The 21,631-nt window shown below is 66.8% G+C and carries 19 protein-coding genes and 1 pseudogene; 13 read left to right on the forward strand and 7 right to left on the reverse strand.

Annotation, left to right across the window (positions count from 1 at the left end):
• Nucleotides 1–17 precede the first annotated feature (17 nt).
• The 4 genes from U858_RS0111640 (at nucleotide 18) to U858_RS0111655 (ending at nucleotide 1,987) form a co-directional block, all read left to right on the forward strand.
• A complete protein-coding gene (locus U858_RS0111640) occupies nucleotides 18–743 on the forward strand; it encodes a hypothetical protein (protein WP_029953756.1) in 726 nt (241 codons plus the stop codon).
• Between the two features lie 83 nt (nucleotides 744–826).
• Nucleotides 827–1,144, forward strand: coding sequence for a YqjD family protein (locus U858_RS0111645; RefSeq protein ID WP_025137331.1), 318 nt, complete (start codon nucleotides 827–829; stop codon nucleotides 1,142–1,144).
• Between the two features lie 69 nt (nucleotides 1,145–1,213).
• Nucleotides 1,214–1,627 (forward strand): phage holin family protein, encoded by a 414-nt coding sequence (locus tag U858_RS0111650; protein WP_025137332.1) that lies wholly within the window; start codon nucleotides 1,214–1,216, stop codon nucleotides 1,625–1,627.
• A gap of 3 nt (nucleotides 1,628–1,630) precedes the next feature.
• Nucleotides 1,631–1,987: a hypothetical protein gene (locus U858_RS0111655; RefSeq protein ID WP_025137333.1), complete on the forward strand. Its 357-nt coding sequence runs from the start codon at nucleotides 1,631–1,633 to the stop codon at nucleotides 1,985–1,987.
• A gap of 135 nt (nucleotides 1,988–2,122) precedes the next feature.
• Here U858_RS0111655 and ubiD read toward each other — a convergent pair whose 3' ends face one another.
• Nucleotides 2,123–3,667 carry a 4-hydroxy-3-polyprenylbenzoate decarboxylase gene (ubiD, locus tag U858_RS0111660; RefSeq protein ID WP_025137334.1) on the reverse strand — a complete coding sequence of 515 codons (1,545 nt, stop codon included), beginning with the start codon at nucleotides 3,665–3,667 and terminating at the stop codon, nucleotides 2,123–2,125.
• Nucleotides 3,668–3,749: 82 nt separating this feature from the next.
• Between ubiD and U858_RS0111665 the strand changes: the two genes are divergently transcribed.
• Nucleotides 3,750–4,565: a lytic transglycosylase domain-containing protein gene (locus U858_RS0111665; protein WP_025137335.1), complete on the forward strand. Its 816-nt coding sequence runs from the start codon at nucleotides 3,750–3,752 to the stop codon at nucleotides 4,563–4,565.
• Between the two features lie 493 nt (nucleotides 4,566–5,058).
• Here U858_RS0111665 and U858_RS0111670 read toward each other — a convergent pair whose 3' ends face one another.
• Entirely contained in the window at nucleotides 5,059–6,219 is a 1,161-nt protein-coding gene (locus tag U858_RS0111670; protein WP_025137336.1) for a pyridoxal phosphate-dependent aminotransferase, read from the reverse strand.
• Nucleotides 6,220–6,263: 44 nt separating this feature from the next.
• On the opposite strand from U858_RS0111670, the gene U858_RS0111675 reads away from it, so the two are divergent.
• From U858_RS0111675 to U858_RS0111690, 4 genes are all read left to right on the forward strand, one after another.
• Nucleotides 6,264–7,163 (forward strand): hypothetical protein, encoded by a 900-nt coding sequence (locus tag U858_RS0111675; protein ID WP_025137337.1) that lies wholly within the window; start codon nucleotides 6,264–6,266, stop codon nucleotides 7,161–7,163.
• Between the two features lie 139 nt (nucleotides 7,164–7,302).
• Nucleotides 7,303–9,591 carry an NADP-dependent malic enzyme gene (locus U858_RS0111680; protein ID WP_025137338.1) on the forward strand — a complete coding sequence of 763 codons (2,289 nt, stop codon included), beginning with the start codon at nucleotides 7,303–7,305 and terminating at the stop codon, nucleotides 9,589–9,591.
• Nucleotides 9,572–10,804 (forward strand): patatin-like phospholipase family protein, encoded by a 1,233-nt coding sequence (locus U858_RS0111685; protein WP_025137339.1) that lies wholly within the window; start codon nucleotides 9,572–9,574, stop codon nucleotides 10,802–10,804. The genes U858_RS0111680 and U858_RS0111685 overlap by 20 nt, the downstream gene beginning before the upstream one ends.
• A complete protein-coding gene (locus tag U858_RS0111690; RefSeq protein WP_025137340.1) occupies nucleotides 10,801–11,268 on the forward strand; it encodes a barstar family protein in 468 nt (155 codons plus the stop codon). Before U858_RS0111685 ends, U858_RS0111690 begins: the two co-directional genes overlap by 4 nt.
• 77 nt (nucleotides 11,269–11,345) lie before the next feature.
• On the opposite strand, the gene U858_RS0111695 is transcribed toward U858_RS0111690, so the two are convergent.
• Together U858_RS0111695 and U858_RS0111700 are read right to left on the reverse strand one after the other, a co-directional pair.
• The gene (locus U858_RS0111695) at nucleotides 11,346–12,077 is read right to left on the reverse strand and encodes a 16S rRNA (uracil(1498)-N(3))-methyltransferase (RefSeq protein WP_025137341.1); all 732 of its coding nucleotides are present in this window, start codon (nucleotides 12,075–12,077) and stop codon (nucleotides 11,346–11,348) included.
• Between the two features lie 75 nt (nucleotides 12,078–12,152).
• A complete protein-coding gene (locus U858_RS0111700; RefSeq protein WP_025137342.1) occupies nucleotides 12,153–12,398 on the reverse strand; it encodes a hypothetical protein in 246 nt (81 codons plus the stop codon).
• 147 nt (nucleotides 12,399–12,545) lie between these two features.
• Between U858_RS0111700 and tkt the strand changes: the two genes are divergently transcribed.
• From tkt to U858_RS0111715, 3 genes are all read left to right on the forward strand, one after another.
• Nucleotides 12,546–14,582, forward strand: coding sequence for a transketolase (gene tkt, locus U858_RS0111705; protein ID WP_025137343.1), 2,037 nt, complete (start codon nucleotides 12,546–12,548; stop codon nucleotides 14,580–14,582).
• Nucleotides 14,583–14,597: 15 nt separating this feature from the next.
• Nucleotides 14,598–15,608 carry a type I glyceraldehyde-3-phosphate dehydrogenase gene (gene gap / locus U858_RS0111710; RefSeq protein ID WP_025137344.1) on the forward strand — a complete coding sequence of 337 codons (1,011 nt, stop codon included), beginning with the start codon at nucleotides 14,598–14,600 and terminating at the stop codon, nucleotides 15,606–15,608.
• A gap of 95 nt (nucleotides 15,609–15,703) precedes the next feature.
• Entirely contained in the window at nucleotides 15,704–16,897 is a 1,194-nt protein-coding gene (locus U858_RS0111715) for a phosphoglycerate kinase (protein ID WP_025137345.1), read from the forward strand.
• Between the two features lie 303 nt (nucleotides 16,898–17,200).
• Here the strand turns inward: U858_RS0111715 and U858_RS0111720 are convergent.
• Nucleotides 17,201–17,548, reverse strand: a pseudogene (locus U858_RS0111720) (tripartite tricarboxylate transporter substrate-binding protein); the annotation flags it as partial.
• Between the two features lie 354 nt (nucleotides 17,549–17,902).
• Between U858_RS0111720 and U858_RS0111725 the strand changes: the two are divergent.
• Nucleotides 17,903–19,594: a SulP family inorganic anion transporter gene (locus U858_RS0111725; RefSeq protein ID WP_025137347.1), complete on the forward strand. Its 1,692-nt coding sequence runs from the start codon at nucleotides 17,903–17,905 to the stop codon at nucleotides 19,592–19,594.
• A 78-nt stretch (nucleotides 19,595–19,672) separates the two neighbouring features.
• Here the strand turns inward: U858_RS0111725 and fabI are convergent, their stop codons facing one another.
• Nucleotides 19,673–20,446, reverse strand: coding sequence for an enoyl-ACP reductase FabI (fabI, locus tag U858_RS0111730; RefSeq protein ID WP_025137348.1), 774 nt, complete (start codon nucleotides 20,444–20,446; stop codon nucleotides 19,673–19,675).
• On the reverse strand, nucleotides 20,443–21,627 hold the full coding sequence (locus U858_RS0111735; protein WP_025137349.1) for an acetate/propionate family kinase: 1,185 nt from the start codon (nucleotides 21,625–21,627) through the stop codon (nucleotides 20,443–20,445). The genes fabI and U858_RS0111735 overlap by 4 nt, the downstream gene beginning before the upstream one ends.
• Between the last annotated feature and the right edge of the window lie 4 nt (nucleotides 21,628–21,631).

Raw genomic sequence — 21,631 nt, forward strand, 5'->3', positions numbered from 1 at the left:
TGGAGTGGCTTGTGGCTTTGCGAAAATTGGCATCCCTGATATTGGTGGCGGGCGCGCTGGGCGCGGCCGGCGTGGCGCAGGCGGGCGTGTGTGACGCGAAGTTCATGCACGACGGCGGCGCGGTCCAGCTCACCGGCTCGGGCAACATCGCGCTGGGCGCCGACCTGGCCTTCACCGAGGTTACAAAAAGCAATGGCGACAACTGCCGCGCACGCGTGCAGGGCGTGGCCCGCTTCAGCTATGCGGGCCTGCCGCCGGGCAAGTCCAACCTGGATTACCTGATGACCGTCAAAGGCGGCCAGGCCACCTTTCTCAAGTACGCCACCGCGGGCGAAGCGCCCAAGCCTTCCGAAGGCCAGTTCGACCTGCGCATGCTGGGCCTGTTCGCGTACGACGGCAAGCTCAATGCCGGCCAGAAGCTGCCCGGTTCGTCCTTCCGCCTGAAGATCGGCAAGGAAGCGCCGGTGGGCGGCCAGCCCAGCACCACGGTGCGCATCGGCGAGAAAACCGTCGGCCGCGCCACCGCCATCAGCACGGCATTGGGCCAGCAGTCCTGCCATCCCATTTCGTACACCCGCAACTCCGATCCCACCATGGCCACCTTCCAGGGCCTGACCATTCCCATACCCGGCATGAACACCACCGTCACCGATTGGTACTGCCCGGCGGTGAACCTGGTCATGAAGCAAGACATCGATCAGGGCCGCGTCAAATCCGCCGTTGAGATTACGCAAATCAAGTAGCACACGGTAGCAAGCCGGCCGTGCCCGCCGCGGGGCGGCTGGTATGATGGTTTCGTCATAGACACACAACAGGAGCTCAAAACATGGCCACGAGAAAATCCGAAGAAGTCGCAAAAGAAAAACTCATCGACAGTGTCAAGACCAGCCTGAACGACGCTGAAAGCCTGCTGCGCGAAGCCGCCAGCAGCACGGGCGACAAAGCCACCGAACTGCGTGAACGCGCCATGACCTCGCTCAAGCGCACCCGCGAAGCCCTCTACGAAGCCCAGGACGCCGTGCTCGAGCGCGGTCGCAAAGCCGCCCGCGCCACTGACGACTACGTGCATGACAATCCCTGGCAAGCCATCGGCATCGCAGGCGTGACCGGCCTGCTGCTCGGCTTGCTGATCAGCCGCCGCTGATAGGCAGGGACGTCCCGGGCGGGCGGCGCAGGCGTTTTGCCGCGTCTCCCGCCCGGTGTCCTTTCAGCCATGGGTCTACGCAAATCTGTCTTTGGCGTGGCGTCCAGCCTGGTCGGGCTGATGCGCACGCGCCTGGAATTGCTGGCGCTGGAAGCGTCCGGCGAAAAAGCGCGCCTGCTCAAGTTGTTGGGCCTGGCATTTGCCGCGTTGCTGTTTTTGACGCTGGCGGTGCTGGTTTTCACCATTACCGTCGCGGTGGCGTTCTGGCCCACCGAAGACCGCTACCTGGCCCTGGGCCTGTTGGCGGCCTTCTACCTGGTGGTCGGTGTCGTGCTGCTGCTGGTGGTGCGCCATGGGCTGCTGTATGGCCCGCCGCCGTTCGCGGCCACGCTGGAAGAGCTGGGCCGCGACGCGGAACTGCTTGAACGCGTGCGCGATGCCCAGGACGATGATGATCGGGCGCGCCGGCGCGAGGAGGGCTGAACCATGACGAAACGGTCTCCCGCTGTCGACCGCGCGGTGCGCATCGAACTGCTGCGCGCGCGCGCCGCGATCGAACGCGAATCGCTGGCCCAGGGCATCGTCTCGGCCGGGCGCAAGCTCGAGCCGGCGGCGTTGTTCAAGAGCTTTCTGCCGGGCCTGTCGTCCGGCGGCGCTTCGCGCTGGGCCATGCAGGCCATTGGCCTGGCGCGGCGCTATCCGCTGATCAGCTCGTCCGTGTCGGCCATGTTCATGCGCGGCGGCAAGAAGTCCAAGCTGCTCAAGCTGGCCGGTGGCGCGCTGGTGGGATGGCAACTGTTCAAGCTCTGGCAAGATTCCCGCCAGGACGACGACGGTCGCTGAGCTGCTCGCTCTTCTGCCTGCTCTTCGCTTCAAAAAGAAACCCCGCCTGCGAAGGCGGGTTTCTTTTTGGGGGGGCGGCATCCGCAAGCAGAGCGCGGCCGCGTTTGGCCGCCGGCAAGCGGATGCACCGACTTGCTACAGGCCCAGTTGGCCCCACATGTCGTCCACGCGCTTCTTGACGTCGGCGTCCATGGCGATGGGCGTGCCCCATTCGCGCTGGGTTTCGCCGGGCCACTTGTTGGTGGCGTCCAGACCCATCTTGCCGCCCAGGCCCGATACCGGCGAGGCGAAGTCCAGGTAGTCGATGGGGGTGTTTTCCACCAGCAGCGTGTCGCGCACCGGGTCCATGCGGGTGGTCATCGCCCACACCACTTCCTTCCAGTCACGCGGGTTGATGTCTTCGTCGACCACCACGATGAACTTGGTGTACATGAACTGGCGCAGGATGCTCCACAGGCCGAACATGACGCGCTTGGCGTGGCCGGCATACTGCTTGCGGATCGAGACCACGGCCAGGCGGTAGCTGCAGCCTTCGGGCGGCAGGTAGAAGTCGACGATCTCGGGCAACTGGCGGCGCAGCAGCGGCACGAACACTTCATTGAGCGCTACGCCCAGCACGGCGGGTTCGTCGGGCGGCTTGCCAGTGTAGGTGGAGTGGTAGATCGGGTTGCGGCGCATGGTGATGCGCTCGACCGTGAACACCGGGAACCAGTCCTGTTCGTTGTAGTAGCCGGTGTGGTCGCCATAGGGGCCTTCCAGCGCCATTTCGTAGCCGGTGTCGGGCGGCGGGTTGACGCCGTCGGGCACGGTGGGGGCGATGGCACGCGGGTCGGACGACGGCAGCAGATGGCCTTCGAGCACGATTTCGGCCCAGGCCGGCACCGACAGATTGCTGCCCAGCGCCTGGGCGACTTCGGTGCGCGAACCGCGCAGCAGGCCGGCAAACTGGTATTCGGACAGGCTGTCCGGCACCGGGGTCACCGCGCCCAGGGTGGTGGCGGGGTCGGCGCCCAGGGCCACGGCGATGGGGAAGGGCGTGCCGGGATGCGCCAGCGCATGGTCGCGGAAGTCCAGCGCGCCGCCGCGGTGCGACAGCCAGCGCATGATCAGCTTGTTGGGGCCCAGCAGTTGCTGGCGATAGATGCCCAGGTTCTGGCGTTTGGCGTTGGGGCCGCGGGTGATGACCAGGCCCCAGGTCAAGAGCGGCGCCACGTCGCCGGGCCAGCAGGTCTGGATGGGCAGGCGGTTCAGGTCCACGTCCTTGCCTTCCCAGACGATTTCCTGGCAGGCGGGGCTCTTGACGTTCTTGGGGCTCATGTCCCACAAGGCCGATTTCAGCATCGAGACCTTGGCCAGCGCATCGCGCAGGCCCTTGGGGGCTTCGGGTTCGCGCAGGGACGCCAGCAGTTCGCCGATGTCGCGCAGGGCGCTGACGTCGTCGGCGCCCATGCCGCGGGCCACGCGGGACGGCGTGCCGAACAGGTTGGCCAGCACCGGCATTTCGGCGGGCTTGCCGTCGTGCAGGGCTTTTTCGAACATCAGGGCGGGGCCCTCGGCGCGCAATACTCGGTCGGAAATTTCGGTCATTTCCAGGCGCGTCGAGACGGGCGCGGCGATGCGTTTGAGCTCGCCCATGCGTTCGAGTTGAGCGAGGAAGTCTCTAAGGTCGCGGTATTTCACTACAGATCCCGGCGATTTGGTTACATTTTGGGGAGAAAGAGAGGTTAACATTGACTCCCTCTTTTTTAACGCAGGAGGTTTTATGCCCGATGCGTCAGTGGCCAGCCTGTTCAGGAACATGGCCCAAGGAGTGCACCAATATCTTGCCGAATCCCTGCGCATCTGCTCCGTCTACCTGGGCATTGCAGTGATCGTGACGGTAAGCATGGGATTCGCCCTGCCTGGTTTGCGCGACCAGGCATTGCAAGTGCACAAAGCCTTGTTGACCGCCCTAGCGCCTTCATCCATGCAGACCGGCGTCGAATCCGACACCGGGTCCGAGTACGGCGATTCCTCGTCGGCGATTGCCATGGCCGTCCCTACCGCGCCTTCCAGCAATGCCACCGGCATGCTGGGGCCTGCCCGCGCGGCGCCTGCCGCGCCCAAGAAGCCCGCCCTGGTTGCGACCGGGCCGCAGGCGGAAGCGTTGCGCAACTATATCTCGCGCAAGTACAAGGTCGCGTATGACGCGACCGGTCCGCTCCTGAATACCGTCTACAAGGTCGGCCGCGAGAAGCAGCTGGATCCGCTGCTGTTGCTGGCCGTGATCGCGATCGAGTCCCGCTATAACCCGCTGGCTGAAAGCCATGTGGGGGCGCAGGGGCTGATGCAGGTGATGACCAGTGTGCACCAGGACAAGTTCGATGCGGTGGGCAAGAACCCGCTGGATCCTGGGGCCAATATTGCCGTGGGCGCGACGATTCTGCGCGACTGCATCAACCGGCGTGGGTCGGTGGATGGCGGGTTGGCGTGTTATGTCGGGTCGACGGGGCCGGATGACAACGGCTATGGGGCTAAGGTGCAGGCGGAGCGGCGGCGGTTGGCGTTGGCTTCTGGGATTGCTTTGGCTCGGGATTGATGTTTTTTTGTTGCGTTGGTGCTTCGTAGGCCGCTCGGCACGGGTGGCGCCCATGCGAAGCGCGCCAACGATTGCGGTCCGGAGCCTTCGCTCCGGACGTCCCCCTCGTCATCTTCGTCCAGGCCTTCGGCCTTCCCTTCAGATTCCCTCGGGCGCATCGACGGCGCGCTTCGCATGGGCGCCACCCGTGCCGAGCTAGCGGTTTCGAGAATTGTGATGCCGCTAGGGTGGGGTGGGGGGGCGAGGGTTGCGTTGCCCGCCAGAAACCGGCTGCGCGGGCAGCCGGTTTTGGCTTACGCGGTGTCTTGCGTCGGGGCGGGGGCGCTGCGCGCTGGTGGGGATTGTTGTCCGGTTTGAGTGCGGGTCGAGGGGCGATTGCTTCTCTGTTTTCCGGCGGCTTTGGCGGGTTGAGGTGCCGTTTTTTCTTGTCGTTTGGGTGCTTGTTTTGTCGTGTGAGCTTGTTGTAGGCGGCCTGTTGGCCGCCTTTTTTGTTTTAGCGGGCCAGTAGCTTGGTCATGCGTGCGACGGCTTCTTCCAGGCGGTCCAGGCCGGTGGCGTAGGAGAAGCGCATGGTGTGGTGGCCGTGGGTGGGGCCGAAGTCCAGGCCGGGGACGGCGGCGATGCCGGCTTCCAGCAGGAGGCGTTGGGAGAAGGTGGCGCTGTCGGTGCCGAAGTCGGTGATGTCGGTGTAGATGTAGAAGGCGCCGTCGGGTTTGACGGGGACGTTGAGGCCCAGGCGTTCGAATTCGGGCAGCAGGTAGTCGCGGCGTTGCTTGAAGGCTTCGCGGCGGTGTTCGAAGGTGCGCAGGGCGTCGGGCGTGAAGCAGGCCAGGGCGGCGTGCTGGGCCAGGGTGGGGGCGCAGATGGCGAGGCTGGCGGCGATTTTTTCGACGGGGGCGACCATGTCTTCGGGCACGATCATCCAGCCCAGGCGCCAGCCGGTCATGTGGAAGTATTTCGAGAAGCTGTTGATGACGATGATGTCGTCGTCCAGCGTCAAGGCCGAACGCGGCTGGCCTTCGTAGGACAGGCCCAGGTAGATTTCATCGACGATGGCAAAGCCGTTGCGGGCGCGGACCTGGGCCAGCAGGTCGGCCAGTTCGCGAGGGTCGATGGAGGTGCCGGTGGGGTTGCTGGGCGAGGCGACCATGACGCCCTGGGTGGCGTCGGTCCAGTGCTGGGCGACGTCCTGGGCGGACAGCTGGAAGCGCTTGTCGGCCGAGCTGGGAATCAGGCGCGGCACGCCGCCCGCGGCCAGCACGAAGTTGCTGTTGGCCGGGTAGGACGGGTCGGGCATGAGGACTTCGCCGCCGGCGTTGACCAGCGCGGCGCAGGCCAGGGTCAGGGCGCCGGACGCGCCCGCGGTGACGATGACGCGCTTGGGATTGATCGTGGCGCCGAACTGGTCGTGGTAGAACTGGGCGATGGCTTCCCGCAGCGGCATGATGCCGGCGGGGGGGCTGTAGCCGCTCTGGCCCGCCTGGGCGGCGCGCTGCAGCGCTTCCACGACCTGGGGCGGCGCGGTAAAGTCCGGTTCGCCGATACCGAGGCTGATGATGTCCTTGCCGGCCGCCTGCAGGGCTTGCGCCTGCTTGAACAGTTCGACGACCTGGAAGGTCAGGAAATCGTGGGTACGGGCGGCAAGGCGGGGCATCGGATTCTCGAAGGCGTTTTGAAGCGGAAAAAGGAATTGTATTCATGCAGCCATCCCGGCGCGCTTTCCTGATGGGCCGACGGCCCGTCCTGACCCCCTGGGCCACGTTCCTGCAACGCCTGGGGCTGTCATGCCAGGGGGCGGTGCAGGACCTGGGCGAGACGGGCGGCGAAGGGCCGCGCGCGTTGTTGACGCCGGTGCGCGAGGCCGACGTGGCCCACGCTCGCACGCTGTGCGCGGAATACGGGGTGGTGATGGCGCTGGACGACGCGCAGGGGCCGTTCGAACCCGCCTACGGGCCGTTGCTGCGGCTGGACCCCAGCCGCCTGGCGGGGCTGGCGCGGCTGACCGGGCCGACGCCGCGCTGGCGGGCCCAGCCGGGCGTGCCGCTGGCCGCGCTGGCGCTGGCGGGGCTGACGCAGTTCGACGGGCTGCCGGGCGCGATGACGCTGGCACAGTGGCTGGCGGCCCCGGCGTTGTGGCCCACGGGGCAGTGTGCGGCGTCCGGCGTGCTGGCGGTGGACCTGGTGCTGGCGGATGGCGTCGAAGAAACGTTGGGGCCGTTTGGCGCGGCCGACGTGCAGCCGCTGCGGTCGGCGACGGTGCAGCGCCTGGTGCCGTCGTTGTTCCAGCTGTCGGGCGGGGCGTTTGCCACCGATTACCGGCCGGGGCTGCGCTGGCCGGCGCGCTACCGCCTGGATGCACTGGCGCCCGAGGCGCCGGCCACGGTCAACCTGGCCCATCTGCTGCTGGGGCATGGCGGCACGTTGGCCTGGGTGCAGAGCGTGACACTGGAGGCCCGGCCGGCCCTGGCGATGGACACATTGCCGGTCGACCCGGGCGCGTCGCCGCAGGCGGTGTCGCAGCGGCGGATCAAGGCGCTGTTCGATCCTTATGGGCGTTTTCCCGAATTCCAGGACTCACCGAATAGCGACAATTTGTAAGCCAAGGGTAAGATGGGCAGCGCTTGCGGCAAAGGGGCAAGCGCACGCCGAAGGGTGCGCAGGGAACGTTTCGCGCCGTTCGCCATCGGAATAGAATTGCCCCCTTTCGTGTTCCTCACTCTAGCCAGTAGCCGCCCCTATGGATGCCAACCTTCGCAAAGCCGCCCTTGAATATCACGAGCACGGCCGCCCCGGCAAAATCTCGGTCACGCCGACCAAGCAGCTCACCAACCAGCGCGACCTGGCCCTGGCGTATTCGCCCGGGGTGGCGGCGGCCTGTGAGGAAATCGTGGCGGACCCGGCCAATGTGTTCCGCTACACGGCCCGCGGCAACCTGGTGGGCGTGATCACCAACGGCACCGCGGTGCTGGGCCTGGGCAACATCGGCGCGCTGGCTTCCAAGCCGGTGATGGAAGGCAAGGCGGTGCTGTTCAAGAAGTTCGCCGGCCTGGACGTGTTCGACATCGAAATCAACGAAACCGACCCGGACAAGCTGGTCGAGATCATTGCCGGCCTGGAAGCCACCTTCGGCGGCATCAACCTCGAAGACATCAAGGCGCCGGAATGCTTCACCGTCGAGCGCAAGCTGCGCGAGCGCATGAAGATTCCCGTCTTCCACGATGACCAGCATGGCACCGCCATCTGTGTGTCGGCTGCCTTCATCAACGGCCTGAAGGTCGTGGGCAAGGAAATCGACAAGGTCAAGGTCGTGACCTCCGGCGCGGGCGCTGCCGCCCTGGCGTGCCTGGACCTGATGGTGGACCTGGGCCTGCCGCTGGAAAACATCTGGGTGACCGACATCGAAGGCGTGGTCTATGAAGGCCGCACCACGCTGATGGATCCGGACAAGGCGCGCTTTGCGCAAAAGACGGATGCCCGCAAGCTGGCCGAAGTGATCGAGGGCGCGGACGTATTCCTGGGCCTGTCGGCCGGCGGCGTGCTCAAGCCGGAAATGGTTGCGGCCATGGGCTCGCGCCCGCTGATCCTGGCGCTGGCCAACCCCACGCCGGAAATCCTGCCCGAGCTGGCCCATTCGGTGCGTGACGACGTGGTGATGGCCACCGGCCGTTCGGACTACCCGAACCAGGTCAACAACGTGCTGTGCTTCCCGTACATCTTCCGCGGTGCGCTGGACGTGGGCGCCACCACCATCACCCGCGAAATGGAAAAGGCGGCGGTGTATGCCATCGCCCAGCTGGCGCAGGAAGAACAGAACGAAGTGGTCGCGGCAGCCTACGGCACGTTCGATATTTCGTTCGGCGCTGAATACCTGATTCCCAAGCCGTTCGATCCGCGCCTGATCGTGCGCATCGCCCCCGCGGTGGCCAAGGCCGCGATGGACGGCGGCGTGGCCACGCGTCCGCTGGCCGACCTGGAAGCCTACGAAGAACAGCTGCAGCAGTTCGTGTACCACTCGGGCGCGTTCATGAAGCCGCTGTTCTCGGCCGCCAAGCGCATCGTGCGCGAAGGCGGCCCGGCGCGCATCGTGTTCGCCGAGGGCGAAGACGAACGCGTGCTGCGCGCGGTGCAGGTGGTGGTGGACGAAGGCCTGGCCCGTCCGATCCTGGTGGGCCGCCCGTCGGTGCTGCTGACCCGCATTGAAAAACTGGGCCTGCGCCTGCGCTTGGGTGAAGACGTCGAAGTCACCAACCCAGAATACGACGAACGCTTCCACCAGTACTGGACGACGTACTGGGAACTGATGTGCCGCCGCGGCATCACCAAGGAAATGGCGCGCGTGGAAATGCGCCGCCGCATGACGCTGATCGGCGCGATGATGGTGCGGCTGGGCGATGCCGACGGCATGGTCTGCGGCTCGGTGGGCGCGTACCACGACCACCTGCGTTTCGTGGATGAAGTGATCGGCCGCCGCGCCGGGCGCAACGTGTACGCCGCCATGAACATCCTGCTGCTCAACGAGCGCACGGTGGTGCTGGTGGATACGCACGTCAACGACGATCCCACGGCAGAGCAGATCGCCGAATTCACCATCGCCGCGGCCAACGAAATGCAGCGCATGTTCCTGGCGCCCAAGGTCGCGCTGCTGTCGCGGTCGAACTTCGGGTCGGGCAGCTCGGCGTCGGGCGCCAAGATGCGCCGCGCGCTGGAACTGGTGCGCGAAGCCGCGCCGGAACTGGAAATCGACGGCGAAATGCACGGCGACTGCGCGCTGGACGCAGCGCTGCGCATGCGCATCCTGCCGTCGTCCACGCTCAAGGGCGACGCGAACCTCCTGGTGTGCCCGAACGTGGATTCCGGCAACATCGCCTACAACCTGCTCAAGACGGCGGCCGGCGGCAACGTGGCGGTGGGCCCGTTCCTGCTGGGCGCCAACGCGCCGGTGCACATCCTGACCTCCAGCTCGACTGTGCGCCGCATCGTCAACATGACCGCGATGACTGTGGTCGATGCCAACACGCCACGTTGAAGTCGCACCGGCCGGCCCGGCGTGCCCGCGCACGCCGACCGGCCTGGTCCTGACCGGGGGCGGCGCGCGCGCCGCCTACCAGGTGGGTGTGCTCAGCGCCATCATGGAGCTGTTGGACCCCGACTGGCATTCGCGTTTCAAGAATCCCTTCGACATCATCTGCGGCACCTCGGCCGGCGCCATCAATGCCGCGGCGCTGGCGTGCCGGGCCGAAAGGCCGCACCTGGGCGTGCGCCGCATCCGGCGCCTGTGGTCGTCGCTGAACACCGACATGATCTACCGGGCCGACGCGCCCGGCCTGATCCGCACCGGCGTGCGCTGGCTGGGCCTCTTGTCGCTGGGCTGGATGTATTCGGGCCTGACCCGCAAGCGGCCGCAGTCGCTGCTGGACAACAGCCCCATGCAGGCGCTGCTGGGCCGGGTACTGAACTTCGACAGCCTGCAATCCAATCTGGAAAGCGGTGCGCTGTCGGCGTTGGCGATCACCGCATCGGGCTACACCAGCGGCGAACACCTGACGTTCTACCAGGCCCATACGCCCATCGAGCCCTGGCACCGCTACCTGCGGCTGGCCATTCCCACGCCGATCACGGTCGACCACCTGATGGCCTCGTCGGCCATTCCCTTCGTGTTTCCCGCCCGGCAGATTCCGGTGCACGGCAAGGGCGAATGGTGCGGCGACGGGTCCATGCGCCAGCTGGCGCCGATCAGCCCCGCCATCCACCTGGGCGCGCACCGGGTGCTGGTGATCGGCACCGGTTTCCGCGACGATACCCACCCCGAGCACCGCGAGGACGCACCGCCGTACCCGTCGCTGGCCCAGGTGGGCGGCCATGCCCTGTCCAGCATCTTCCTGGATGGCCTGTCGATGGACGTCGAACGCCTGGAACGGATGAATTACCTGGTGGACCATGCCGTGCCCCGGGAGGGCGACGAGGTCAATGTGCGCCGTATCCAGGTGCTGACGATCACCCCCAGCCGCTCGCTGGATTCGCTGGCGCTGGAACACCTGGACGATATGCCGACCCAGGCCCGTGCCCTTTTTCGCGTACTCGGTGTATCGTCCGACCCAGGCCGCCCCGGCGGCGGCGCGCTGATGTCCTACCTGTTGTTCGAATCCAGCTACACCAAGCGATTGATCGATCTGGGTTATGCCGATACGATGCAGCGTACCGATGAAGTGATCGCCTTTTTCAAGGAGGCACAGGCATGACGCGCAATGCCCAATCTACCCTGCAGCGGCAGTTGAAGCGAGGTGGAGCGCTGGCTCACGACGGGCTGGACAAAAAGGCCGTGGTCGAGGCCGCGCATGAGCTCGGCCTGCCCCTGTTCGTCGCCAATTGCGATCCTGCCCGCAGCCGTTCGGCGGTGTTGCGCGCCATCGCCAAGGCGGTGGATTTCCCCGAGTACTTCGGCGGCAACCTGGACGCGCTCTACGATTGCCTGTGCGACACCGTGCTGGATCACAAGATCGGCGTGGTGCTGTGGCTGTACAAGCTGCATTCGGGCGACCCCGCCCTGGAAGAAGACGCCGCCCGCATTGAATCGGTGTGCGCGGACGCCGCCGAATTCGCCCACGAAAACGGCCGCATCTTTGCGTATGTCGTGGAACATGCGGGCAAGCACCCGGACCCGGAACCCGGCGTGGCCGCCGCGCCTTACGGCGAAAACGATTGATTTCAATCGCGGCAGGCCGATAGGGCCTGCCGGCTGCCCACCGGCGTCTGTGACGCCGGGTATGTCTTTCTATTCCGTTACCAGCCCAGCAGGGCGCCCGCCGCAGCGATCAGGGCCAGGCCGGCCGTTTCGGTGCGCAGCACGCGCGGCCCGAACCTGACGGCCTGCACGCCGGCTTCGCGGGCCTGGGCCAATTCCTTGTCAGACCAGCCCCCTTCGGGGCCGACCAGCAGCGTCAATGACGCCAGGCCGGGCGTGCCCTGCAACAGGCCGGCCAGATCGGTCTCGGCATCGGGGTGGCACAGCAGCCGCGGGCCGTCGGCCGGCAACGCCAGCCAGTCGGCCAGGGCCAGGGGCGCGTCGACCGTCATCAGGCGGTTGCGGCCGCATTGCTCGGCGGCCGACTGGGCAATGCGCTGCCAATGGGCCACCCGCTTGTCCAGCCGCGGGCCTGACAACTGCAGCACGCTGCGCTGCGCTGCGATGGGGCAGACCCGGGCGGCACCCAGTTCCACGGCTTTTTCCACCACCCAGTCCATTTTGTCGCCGGACGGCAGGCCCTGCACCAGGGTGATGCGGCCAGCCAGCTCGGCCTCGCGGGGATCGAAGGCGCCCAACTGGGCAAAGCCGGCCTTGCCGTCGACGTCCAGCGTGGCGGGGTATTCACCGCCCTGGCCGTTGAACAGCACGACGCTTTCACCGGCGCGCAGCCGCAGCACTCTCAGGGCGTGGTGCGCCAGGGCATCCGGCAGGGCGATGTGAGCGCCGGCGGACAGGGGAGCGTCGCAGAAAAAGCGGGGAACGGACATGGGCGTTGCAGCAACGGAAACGGGCGAAGGGCAGGGGCGGCGACCTGGCGTATTTCAGGTGACGGTATCCCCGGGCTATTTGAGCGCGTAGCCTACCACTTTGGTCCCCCATTCGATGAAGAGTGGGGCGTTCGAGGCGAGGTTCAGGGCCAGCAGGGACAGGAAGCCGATGGTCATTTTCTTGTCCAGGCGCAGGAACAGGCTGCGCAGCTCGGCCAGGTCTTCGTGGGTGGCGAAATGCTTGAGTTCTTCACGGTTGGGCAGTTGTGCGATGTGCGCCATGATCTGGTCGATCTGTTCGCGGGTGGCGAGATTGGCCACCGCGCGCTCGAATATGCGCCCATTTGGCTCGTGCCGGCGCCCGATGGCAGGGGGGTAGGCCCCGGATGCTAAAATCTTTTGCTTCGCAACCTACTCAACTGGCCCCCATTTCCTGCGTGGGCGCGCCAGCTTCAAAGAGCCTTCCGAATGAGCAATCCGACCGCCCCTAAACTTGCCTTGGCGGATGCCATCCGCGCCCTCGCGATGGATGCCGTGCAACAAGCGAACTCCGGGCACCCGGGTGCTCCCATGGGCATGGCGGAAATCGCCCAGGCCCTCTGGATCGGCAACCTGCGCCACAACCCCAAGGATCCCGCCTGGGCCAACCGCGACCGCTTCGTGCTGTCCAATGGCCACGGCTCGATGCTGATCTACGCCCTGCTGCACCTGACGGGCTACGATCTGCCGATCGAAGAACTCAAGAATTTCCGCCAGCTGCATTCCAAGACGCCGGGCCACCCCGAAGTGGGCATCACCCCGGGCGTGGAAACCACCACCGGCCCGCTGGGCCAGGGCCTGGGCAATGCCGTGGGCATGGCGCTGGCCGAAGCGCTGCTGGCCGCCGAATTCAACAAGCCCGGCCACACCATCGTCGACCACCACACCTACGCCTTCACGGGCGACGGCTGCCTGATGGAAGGCATCTCGCATGAAGTGTGCTCGCTGGCTGGCACGCTCAAGCTGTCGAAGCTGGTCGTGCTGTACGACGACAACGGCATTTCCATCGACGGCCACGTCGAACACTGGTTCGCCGACGACACGGCCAAGCGCTTCGAAGGCTACGGCTGGAACGTCATCCGCGGCATCGACGGCCACGACGCCGCCGCCGTGGACGCCGCCATCAAGGCTGCCCGCGCGCAATCGGAAAAGCCCACGCTGATCGTCTGCCGCACCGTCATCGGCAAGGGTTCGCCCAACATGGCCGGCACCCACAACGTGCACGGCGCGCCGCTGGGCAAGGACGAAATCGCCGCCACCCGCGCCGCGCTGGGCTGGTCGGCCGAACCCTTCCAGATTCCGCAAGACGTCTACGACGGCTGGGACGGCCGCAAGACGGGCGCCGCCGCGCAGGCCGAATGGCAGTCGGCGTTCGACGCCTACGCCGCCGCGTTCCCGGCTGAGGCTGCCGAATTCACCCGCCGCATGAAGGGCGACATGCCCGCCGGCTACGCCGAACAGTTCCAGGCGTTCCTGAACGGCACGCTGGAAAAGGCCGAAACCGTCGCCACCCGCAAGGCTTCGCAGTTCGCGATCACGGCGCTGGCCGCCACGCTGCCGGAAATGCTGGGCGGCTCGGCCGACCTGACCGGCTCGAACTTCACCGACTGGAAGGGCGTGGCTGCCGTCCGCGCCGGCGACAAGGGCATCCAGTTCGGCCGCCATATCAACTACGGCGTGCGCGAATTCGGCATGGCCGCCATCATGAACGGCGTGGCCCTGCATGGCGGCTACCTGCCGTTCGGCGGCACGTTCCTGACGTTCTCGGACTACTCGCGCAACGCCATCCGCATGGCTGCGCTGATGAAGCAGCGCGTGGTGCACGTGTTCACGCACGATTCGATCGGCCTGGGCGAAGACGGCCCTACCCACCAATCGATCGAGCACGCGGCCAGCCTGCGCCTGATCCCCAACCTGTCGCTCTGGCGTCCTTGCGACACGGCCGAAACCGCCGTGGCCTGGAATGCCGCCGTGACGCGCCCGACCAGCATCGGCATGGACGTGCATGACGGCGGCCCGACGGCCCTGTTGCTGTCGCGCCAGAACCTGCCGTTCGTGCCGCGCGATGCCGCCACCGTGGATGCCATCGCCCGCGGCGGCTATGTGCTGCGCGATGCCGAAGGCGCCCGCGCCGTCATCATCGCCACCGGTTCTGAAGTGGCCATCGCGCTGGACGTGCAGGCCCAGCTGGCCAAGGACGGCATCGCGGTGCGCGTGGTTTCCATGCCCAGCACCGACGTGTTCGACCGCCAGGATGCCGCCTGGAAGCAATCGGTGCTGCCCAAGGGCCTGCCGCGCGTGGCTGTCGAAGCCGGCGTGACCGCCTTCTGGCACAAGTACGTAGGCCTGGAAGGCGCCGTGGTCGGCATCGACCGCTACGGCGAGTCCGCCCCGGCCGGCGCGCTGTTCAAGTTCTTCGGGCTGACCGCCGACAAGGTGGCCGAGACCGTCCGCCAAGTTTTGTAAAAAAGGAGCTTAGTCATGACTATTCGCGTCGCCATCAACGGTTACGGTCGCATCGGCCGCAACATCCTGCGTGCCCACTACGAAGGTGGCAAGAAGCACGATATCGAAATCGTCGCCATCAACGACCTGGGCGATCCCAAGACGAACGCCCACCTGACCCGCTACGACACCGCCCACGGCAAGTTCCCGGGCACGGTCGAAGTCGACGGCGAATTCATGGTCGTCAACGGCGACAAGATCCGCGTGCTGGCCAACCGCAACCCGGCCGAGCTGCCCTGGGGCGAGCTGAAGGTCGACGTGGTGCTGGAGTGCACGGGCTTTTTCACCACCAAGGAAAAGGCCGGCGCCCACATCAAGGGCGGTGCCAAGAAAGTCATCATTTCGGCTCCGGGCGGCAAGGACGTTGACGCCACCGTCGTGTACGGCGTGAACCACGGCGTGCTCAAGGCCACCGACACCGTCATCTCGAACGCGTCGTGCACCACCAACTGCCTGGCCCCGCTGGTCAAGCCGCTGAACGACAAGCTGGGCCTGGAAAACGGCCTGATGACGACCGTCCACGCCTACACCAACGACCAGGTCCTGACCGACGTCTACCACGAAGACCTGCGTCGCGCGCGTTCGGCCACGATGAGCATGATCCCCACCAAGACCGGCGCTGCCGCCGCCGTGGGCCTGGTGCTGCCGGAACTGAACGGCAAGCTGGACGGCTACGCCATCCGCGTCCCGACCATCAACGTGTCGCTGGTCGACCTGTCGTTCGTGGCCAGCCGCGATACGACCGCCGAAGAAGTGAACAAGATCCTGAAGGACGCTTCGGAAGGCGCGCTCAAGGGCATCCTGGACTACAACACCGAACCCCTGGTCTCGGTGGACTACAACCACAACCCGGCCTCCAGCACCGTTGACGCGTCGCTGACCAAGGTCTCGGGCCGTCTGGTGAAGGTGTCGTCCTGGTACGACAACGAATGGGGCTTCTCGAACCGCATGCTCGACACCACCGTCGCGCTGATGTCGGCCAAGTAAGCATCGCTGTCAGGCCGAAGGGGACGAACGGGTTTTCCGCCCAAGCGGAAAGCGGGTTCGTCCCCTTTGTTCGCCAACTGTAGGAAGCAAAGCATATGTCCAAGGTCAATACCCTGTCCGCGCTGGCCAAGGCCGGCGCCCTGTCCGGCAAGCGCGTGTTCATCCGCGCCGATCTGAACGTGCCGTTCGATGATGCCGGCCGCATTTCCGAAGATACCCGCATCCGCGCCTCGGTGCCCGGCATCCGCCTGGCGCTGGACGCCGGCGCCGCGGTGATGGTGACGTCCCATCTGGGCCGCCCGAAAGAAGGCGTGCTGACCGAAGCCGATTCGTTGGCGAAGGTGGGGCAGCGCCTGTCCGAGCTGCTGGGCATGCCGGTGCCGCTGGTGCAAAACTGGGTGGACGGCGTGAAGGTCGAGCCGGGCCTGGTGGTGCTGCTGGAAAACTGCCGCGTGAACGTGGGCGAGAAGAAAGACGACGAAGCGCTGTCGCGCAAGATGGCGGCGCTGTGTGATGTGTACGTGAACGACGCGTTCGGCACGGCGCACCGGGCCGAGGCCACGACGCACGGCATCGCGCGTTTCGCGCCGGTGGCTTGCGCGGGCCCGCTGCTGGAAGCCGAGCTGGATGCGCTGGGCCGTGCGCTGCACGAGCCGAAGCGTCCGCTGGTGGCGATCGTGGGCGGCTCGAAGGTGTCGACGAAGCTGTCTATCCTGCAGTCGCTGGCGGACAAGGTGGACCAACTGGTGGTGGGCGGTGGCATCGCGAATACGTTCATGCTGGCGGCCGGTCTGTCGATCGGCAAGTCGCTGGCGGAGCCGGAGCAGGTGGATCAGGCGCGCGCGGTGATCGAGCTGATGAAGCAGCGCGGCGCGGATGTGCCGATTCCGGTGGACGTGGTGTGCGCGAAGTCGTTCGGGGCGGATGCCGAGGCGACGGTGAAGGCGGCCGACGCGGTGGCGGCGGACGACATGATCCTGGATATCGGGCCGCAGACGGCCGAGCAGCTGGCCGCGATCCTGAAGCAAGCCGGCACGATCGTGTGGAACGGGCCGGTGGGCGTGTTCGAGTTCGATCAGTTCGCCAATGGCACGAAGGTGGTGGCGCAGGCAATTGCCGACTCGGACGGATTCTCGATTGCGGGTGGCGGCGATACGCTGGCTGCGATTGCGAAGTACGGAATTTCGGAGCAGGTGGGCTACATCTCGACCGGGGGCGGGGCTTTCCTGGAATTCCTGGAAGGCAAGACGTTGCCGGCGGTGGCCGTGCTGCAGGAGCGGGCCAAGTAAGCGTTTTGCTTGGTGTCTGCTTGATGAAAGCCGCTCCTTTTGGAGCGGTTTTTTTTTGTGTCGTGATGGTTGTCTTGGCTTGTCGCGGTGCGGCTTCGTAGGTCGCCCGGGGCGGCGGCTGGCAGGGCGTCGAGCGCCCACGATTGCGGTCCGGAGCCTTCGCTCCGGACTGCCCCGTCGTCATCTTCGTCCGAGCCTGCGGCTCCTCCTTCAGATTCCCTCGGGCGCATCGAGGTTGCTCGACGCCCTGCCAGCCGCCGCCCCGGGCTACGGGCGTCTTGGCTTGTGGCGTTGCTTGGGCGTCTACTCCATCTTCGCGCCCGACAGCTTCACGATCGCGCCGTAGCGGTCGATTTCCGTGCGCATGAAATCGCCGAAGGTGGGGACGTCAGGCAGGGCGGGCAGGCGTTGGCGGGAGGCGACGGCGAGGGCGCGCAGGGCGCCGGCCTGGACCTGGGCGAGGGAGCCGGTGTCGATCATCATGTCGACCTGGCCGGCCAGGAGGTCGGAGACGGCGGGGCCGCTGCCTTTGTAGGGGATGTGGAGGATGTCGATGCCGGTGCGGGACTTGAACATGGCGCCGGCCAGGTGCTGGGACGAGCCGACGCCGCCGGAGCCGTAGTTGAGTTTGCCGGGGGCGGCGCGGGCGGCGGCGCCGAGGGCAAGCGTGGCCAGGGCGAGCGCGCGCGCGGCGCGACGCAGGACTGCGTGGGGCATGGAGTCTCCTGTGTGCGGACGGCGGGTGGGCGGGCCGCGCTGTTGTTCCGGGGCCGGACGGGCGGCCCTGGGGGCGGCGGTGAGGCCGCGTTTGTTGTGAGCACGACTCTACGCAATCGGGAAGTTGATAAAAAGGGATAAATAGTTAAGGAAATCGATTCCTTTTAGGAATGAAGCGGCCGCGCGGGTTTGATCTGGCGACAGGTATTGGGGACGCGGCTGGTGTAGGCTTGTCGCTTGCCCGCGCACCGCGGTTTTCTTTCGGTTTTCTGCCTGCCTTGCCGCTCCATGAATCTACGTTTTCTGCCTGGCCTGAATAATTTCCGCGGCATCACGCGGGCGTCCGCGGGCCGCGATGTGACGGCCGGCCTGAGCGTGGCGGCGGTGGCGTTGCCGGTGGGGCTGGCCTACGCGGCGATGATGGGGGTGCCGCCGGTGGCGGGGTTGTGGGCGGCGATCGCGGGGATGCTGGGCTACGCGTTGTTCGGCTCGTCGCGCACGCTGATCGTGGGGCCGGACACGGCAACCTGCACGCTGATCGCGGCGACGCTGACGGGCATGGCGTTGACGACGCCCGAGGACCGGCTGGTGGCGGCGACGGGCATTGCGTTGACGGTGGGCGTGGGCTGCCTGGTGGCGCGGGTGTTGCGGCTGGGGGTGTTGGCGAATCTGCTGTCGCGGCCGGTGCTGATCGGCTATATGGCGGGGGTGGCGGTGACGTTGGCGCTGTCGCAGTTGAGCGGGTTGACGGGGGTGGGGCTGCGCAACAGCGGGCTGGTGCATCCGTTCCTGGAGCTGTCGCGGCGGATGTCCGAGATCCGTATTCCGACCCTGTGCCTGGGCGTGGTGTCGTGCCTGTTGCTGGTGGCGGTCAAGCGCTGGCGGCCGACGTGGCCAGGGCCGATCCTGCTGGTGGTGGGGGCGTGCTTGCTGTCGTGGCTGTTCGATTTTCCCAGCCTGGGCATCGCGGTGGTGGGCGAGGTGCCGGCGGGCTTGCCGGCATTGAGCCTGCCGGTGCGCCTGGAAGGGGTGGACAACATTCTGCTGGGCGCGGCCGGGGTGCTGGTGGTGAGCTTTTCCAGCGGCATCGTGACGGCGCGCAGTTTCGCGGCGCGCACGGGCGAGCATGTGGACCCGAACCGCGAACTGGTGGGCTTTGGCGCGGCCAATGTGATGGCCGGGCTGTTTCAGGGTTTCGTGGTGACGGGCGCGGACTCGCGTACGGCGGTGGGGCTGGCGGCAGGCGGTTCGTCGCCGCTGGTGGGGGTGAGCGCGGCGGCGGCGCTGGCGGTGGTGGTGGGCTTGCTGAGCGCGCCGCTGTATTGGCTGCCGCAGGCGGTGCTGTCGGCGATTCTGCTGCTGGCGGCGGTCAGCCTGTTCGATGGGCAGGCCTTCATGCGGCTGGCCCGCATTTCGCGCATCGAGCTGGCCTTCGGCATCCTGGCGGCGGTGGGCGTGGTGGGCTTTGGGGTGCTGCAGGGCGTGGCGGTGTCGGTGGGCGCCACGTTGCTGTATGCGATGTACGTGTCGGGCAATCCGCGCGACGCCTTGCTGGGCCGCCTGCCGGGCGAGTCGGTGCTGGGCAAGATGCATTTGAACCCCCAGGCGCAGCCGGTGCCGGGCACGGTGATCTGGCTGTTCGAGTCGTCGGTGTGGTTCTTCAATGCGGACGCGTTCCGGCGGCGTGCGCGTGAAGTCATCGAGCAGGCGGGCGACGTGACCTGGTTCGTGCTGGACGCCGAGGCGATGACGCAGGCGGATGCCGACGCGATCGAGGCCTTGTATGAATTGCGGCGCGAATTGCGCGACCGTGGCATGGTGCTGCTGGTGGCCGGCGGGCATGGCCAGTTTCGCATGGCGCTGGATCGTTCGGGCCTGGCGGATCGAATCGGGCGCGACAAGATTTTCGCCAGCCCCGAGCAGGCGGTCGAAGCCATCGAACGCTGGCGCCAGGGGCCGGCGCCGGATACGCTGAGCTGATTCGCGCCAGTCGCGCGGCCGGCCAGGCAGGCGGCTGCCGGGTTACTGCAACCGTCAATCCGGCATGGGCATGCCGCGTCAATCGATGATGTGATATCCGCCGTCGATATACAAGGTCTGCCCGGTCATCAAGCGCGCGGCATCGGTGGCGAGCCAGGCGGTGGCCTCGCCGACGTCGTCGATGGACACCAAACTGCGCGCCGGGGCCTTGGCTTGGGCCCGGTCCAGCAAGGCGTCGAATTCATGGATGCCCGAAGCGGCGCGGGTCTTCAGCGGGCCGGGTGAAATGGCGTGCACGCGGATGCCCTGGGGGCCGAGTTCGGCGGCCAGGTAGCGCGTGGCCGATTCCAGCGCCGCCTTGACCGGACCCATCATGTTGTAGTGCTCCACCACCATCTGCGAGCCGTAGTAGCTCATGCAGAACAGGGCGCCGCCGCCCGGCATCAGGGGCTCGGCCAGCTTGGCCATGCGGATGAACGACCAGCACGAGACGTCCATGGCCTGCAGGAAGCCGTCGCGTGAGCAATCCGTGACGCGGCCATGCAGGTCGTCGCGCGGGGCGTAGGCAATGGAGTGCAGCACGAAGTCCAGCCCGCCCCATTGTTCGGTGATGCGGCTGAACACGGCTTCGAGCTGGCCGTCCTGCAGCAGATCCAGCGGCATCAGCAGGGACGCATCCACTTGCCGTGCCAGCGGTTCGACATGCGGCCGCGCCTTGTCGTTCAGGTAGGTCACCGCCAGTTCCGCGCCCAGGGCGCGAAAGGCCTTGGCGCAGCCCCAGGCGATGGAGTCGGCGTTGGCGATGCCGGTGACCAGGCCGCGCTTGCCGGCCAGGGGGAGCGGGGCGTTCATCGTTGTTTCACCAGGTCCAGGGTGTGCTGCGCGATGACGAGTTCTTCGTTGGTGCGCACGACGTAGACGCCGATGCGGCTGTCGTCGCTGGAGATGCGCGGGCCGTGGTGGGCGTTGCGTTCGGGGTCGAGCTTGATGCCCAGCCAGCCCCAGTGTTCGCTGATGGCGCGGCGGATCTCGGCCGAGTTTTCACCCACCCCGGCGGTGAAGACGATGCCGTCGATGCCATTCATGGCGCAGCCCAAGCCGATCATGCCTTCGGCCACGCGCCAGGCAAAGTACGACAGCGCCAGCTTGGCCGACGGCGCGTCGCTGGCCAGCAGTTCGCGCATGTCGTTGCTGATGCCGGACAGGCCCTTCATGCCGCAGTCGTGATACAGCATGTGCTCGATCTCGTCGTGCGTCATGCCTTGTTCCATCATCCACAGCACCACGCCGGCATCCAGCCGGCCGGGACGCGTGCCCATGGGCAGCCCTTCCAGGGCAGTAAAGCCCATCGTGCTGTCCACGCTCTTGCCCTGGTGCATGGCGCAGGCGGACACGCCCGAGCCCAGGTGCGCGGCGACGATCTTGCCCATGGCGATCTCGGGCAGCGCCTGGCGCAGGCGCTGGGCAATGTATTCGTACGACAGGCCATGAAAGCCATAGCGGCGCACGCCTTGCTGGTACAGCTTGTCCGGCAGGGCGTAGCGGTCGGCGACGTCCGAATGGCTGCGGTGAAAGGCCGTGTCAAAGCACGCCACCTGAGGAATCCAGGGGCGCCGCTCGCGGATCACGCGGATGGGGGCCAGGTTGTTGGGCTGGTGCAGCGGTGCGAGCGGCGTGTAGGCCTCGAGCCGCGCCAGGATGGCGTCGTCCACGATCACCGGTTCGGACAGGTCCGGGCCGCCGTGCACCACGCGGTGCCCCACGGCCAGCGGCGCGCCGCCCAGGTGACCGCTGAGCCAGGTGCCGACCACTTCCTGGCCATTGGGCACGTCGGGGGCGTGGCTGGGCGCGATGTCCCGTTCCACCAGCGTCTGGCCGGCGGCATCGCGCACCCGCAGGCGCGGGTGGCTGGTGCCGATGCCTTCGAGCTGGCCGCCCAGCCGCGGGGCCAGGGCCGCTTTGTCGTCGATGTCGTACAGGTAGAACTTGATGCTGGAACTGCCGGCGTTGATGACCAGGATGGTGTCGGACATGGGC

Source organism: Achromobacter sp. DH1f, assembly GCF_000633435.1.
GTDB classification, from domain to species: Bacteria; Pseudomonadota; Gammaproteobacteria; order Burkholderiales; family Burkholderiaceae_B; genus Achromobacter; species Achromobacter deleyi.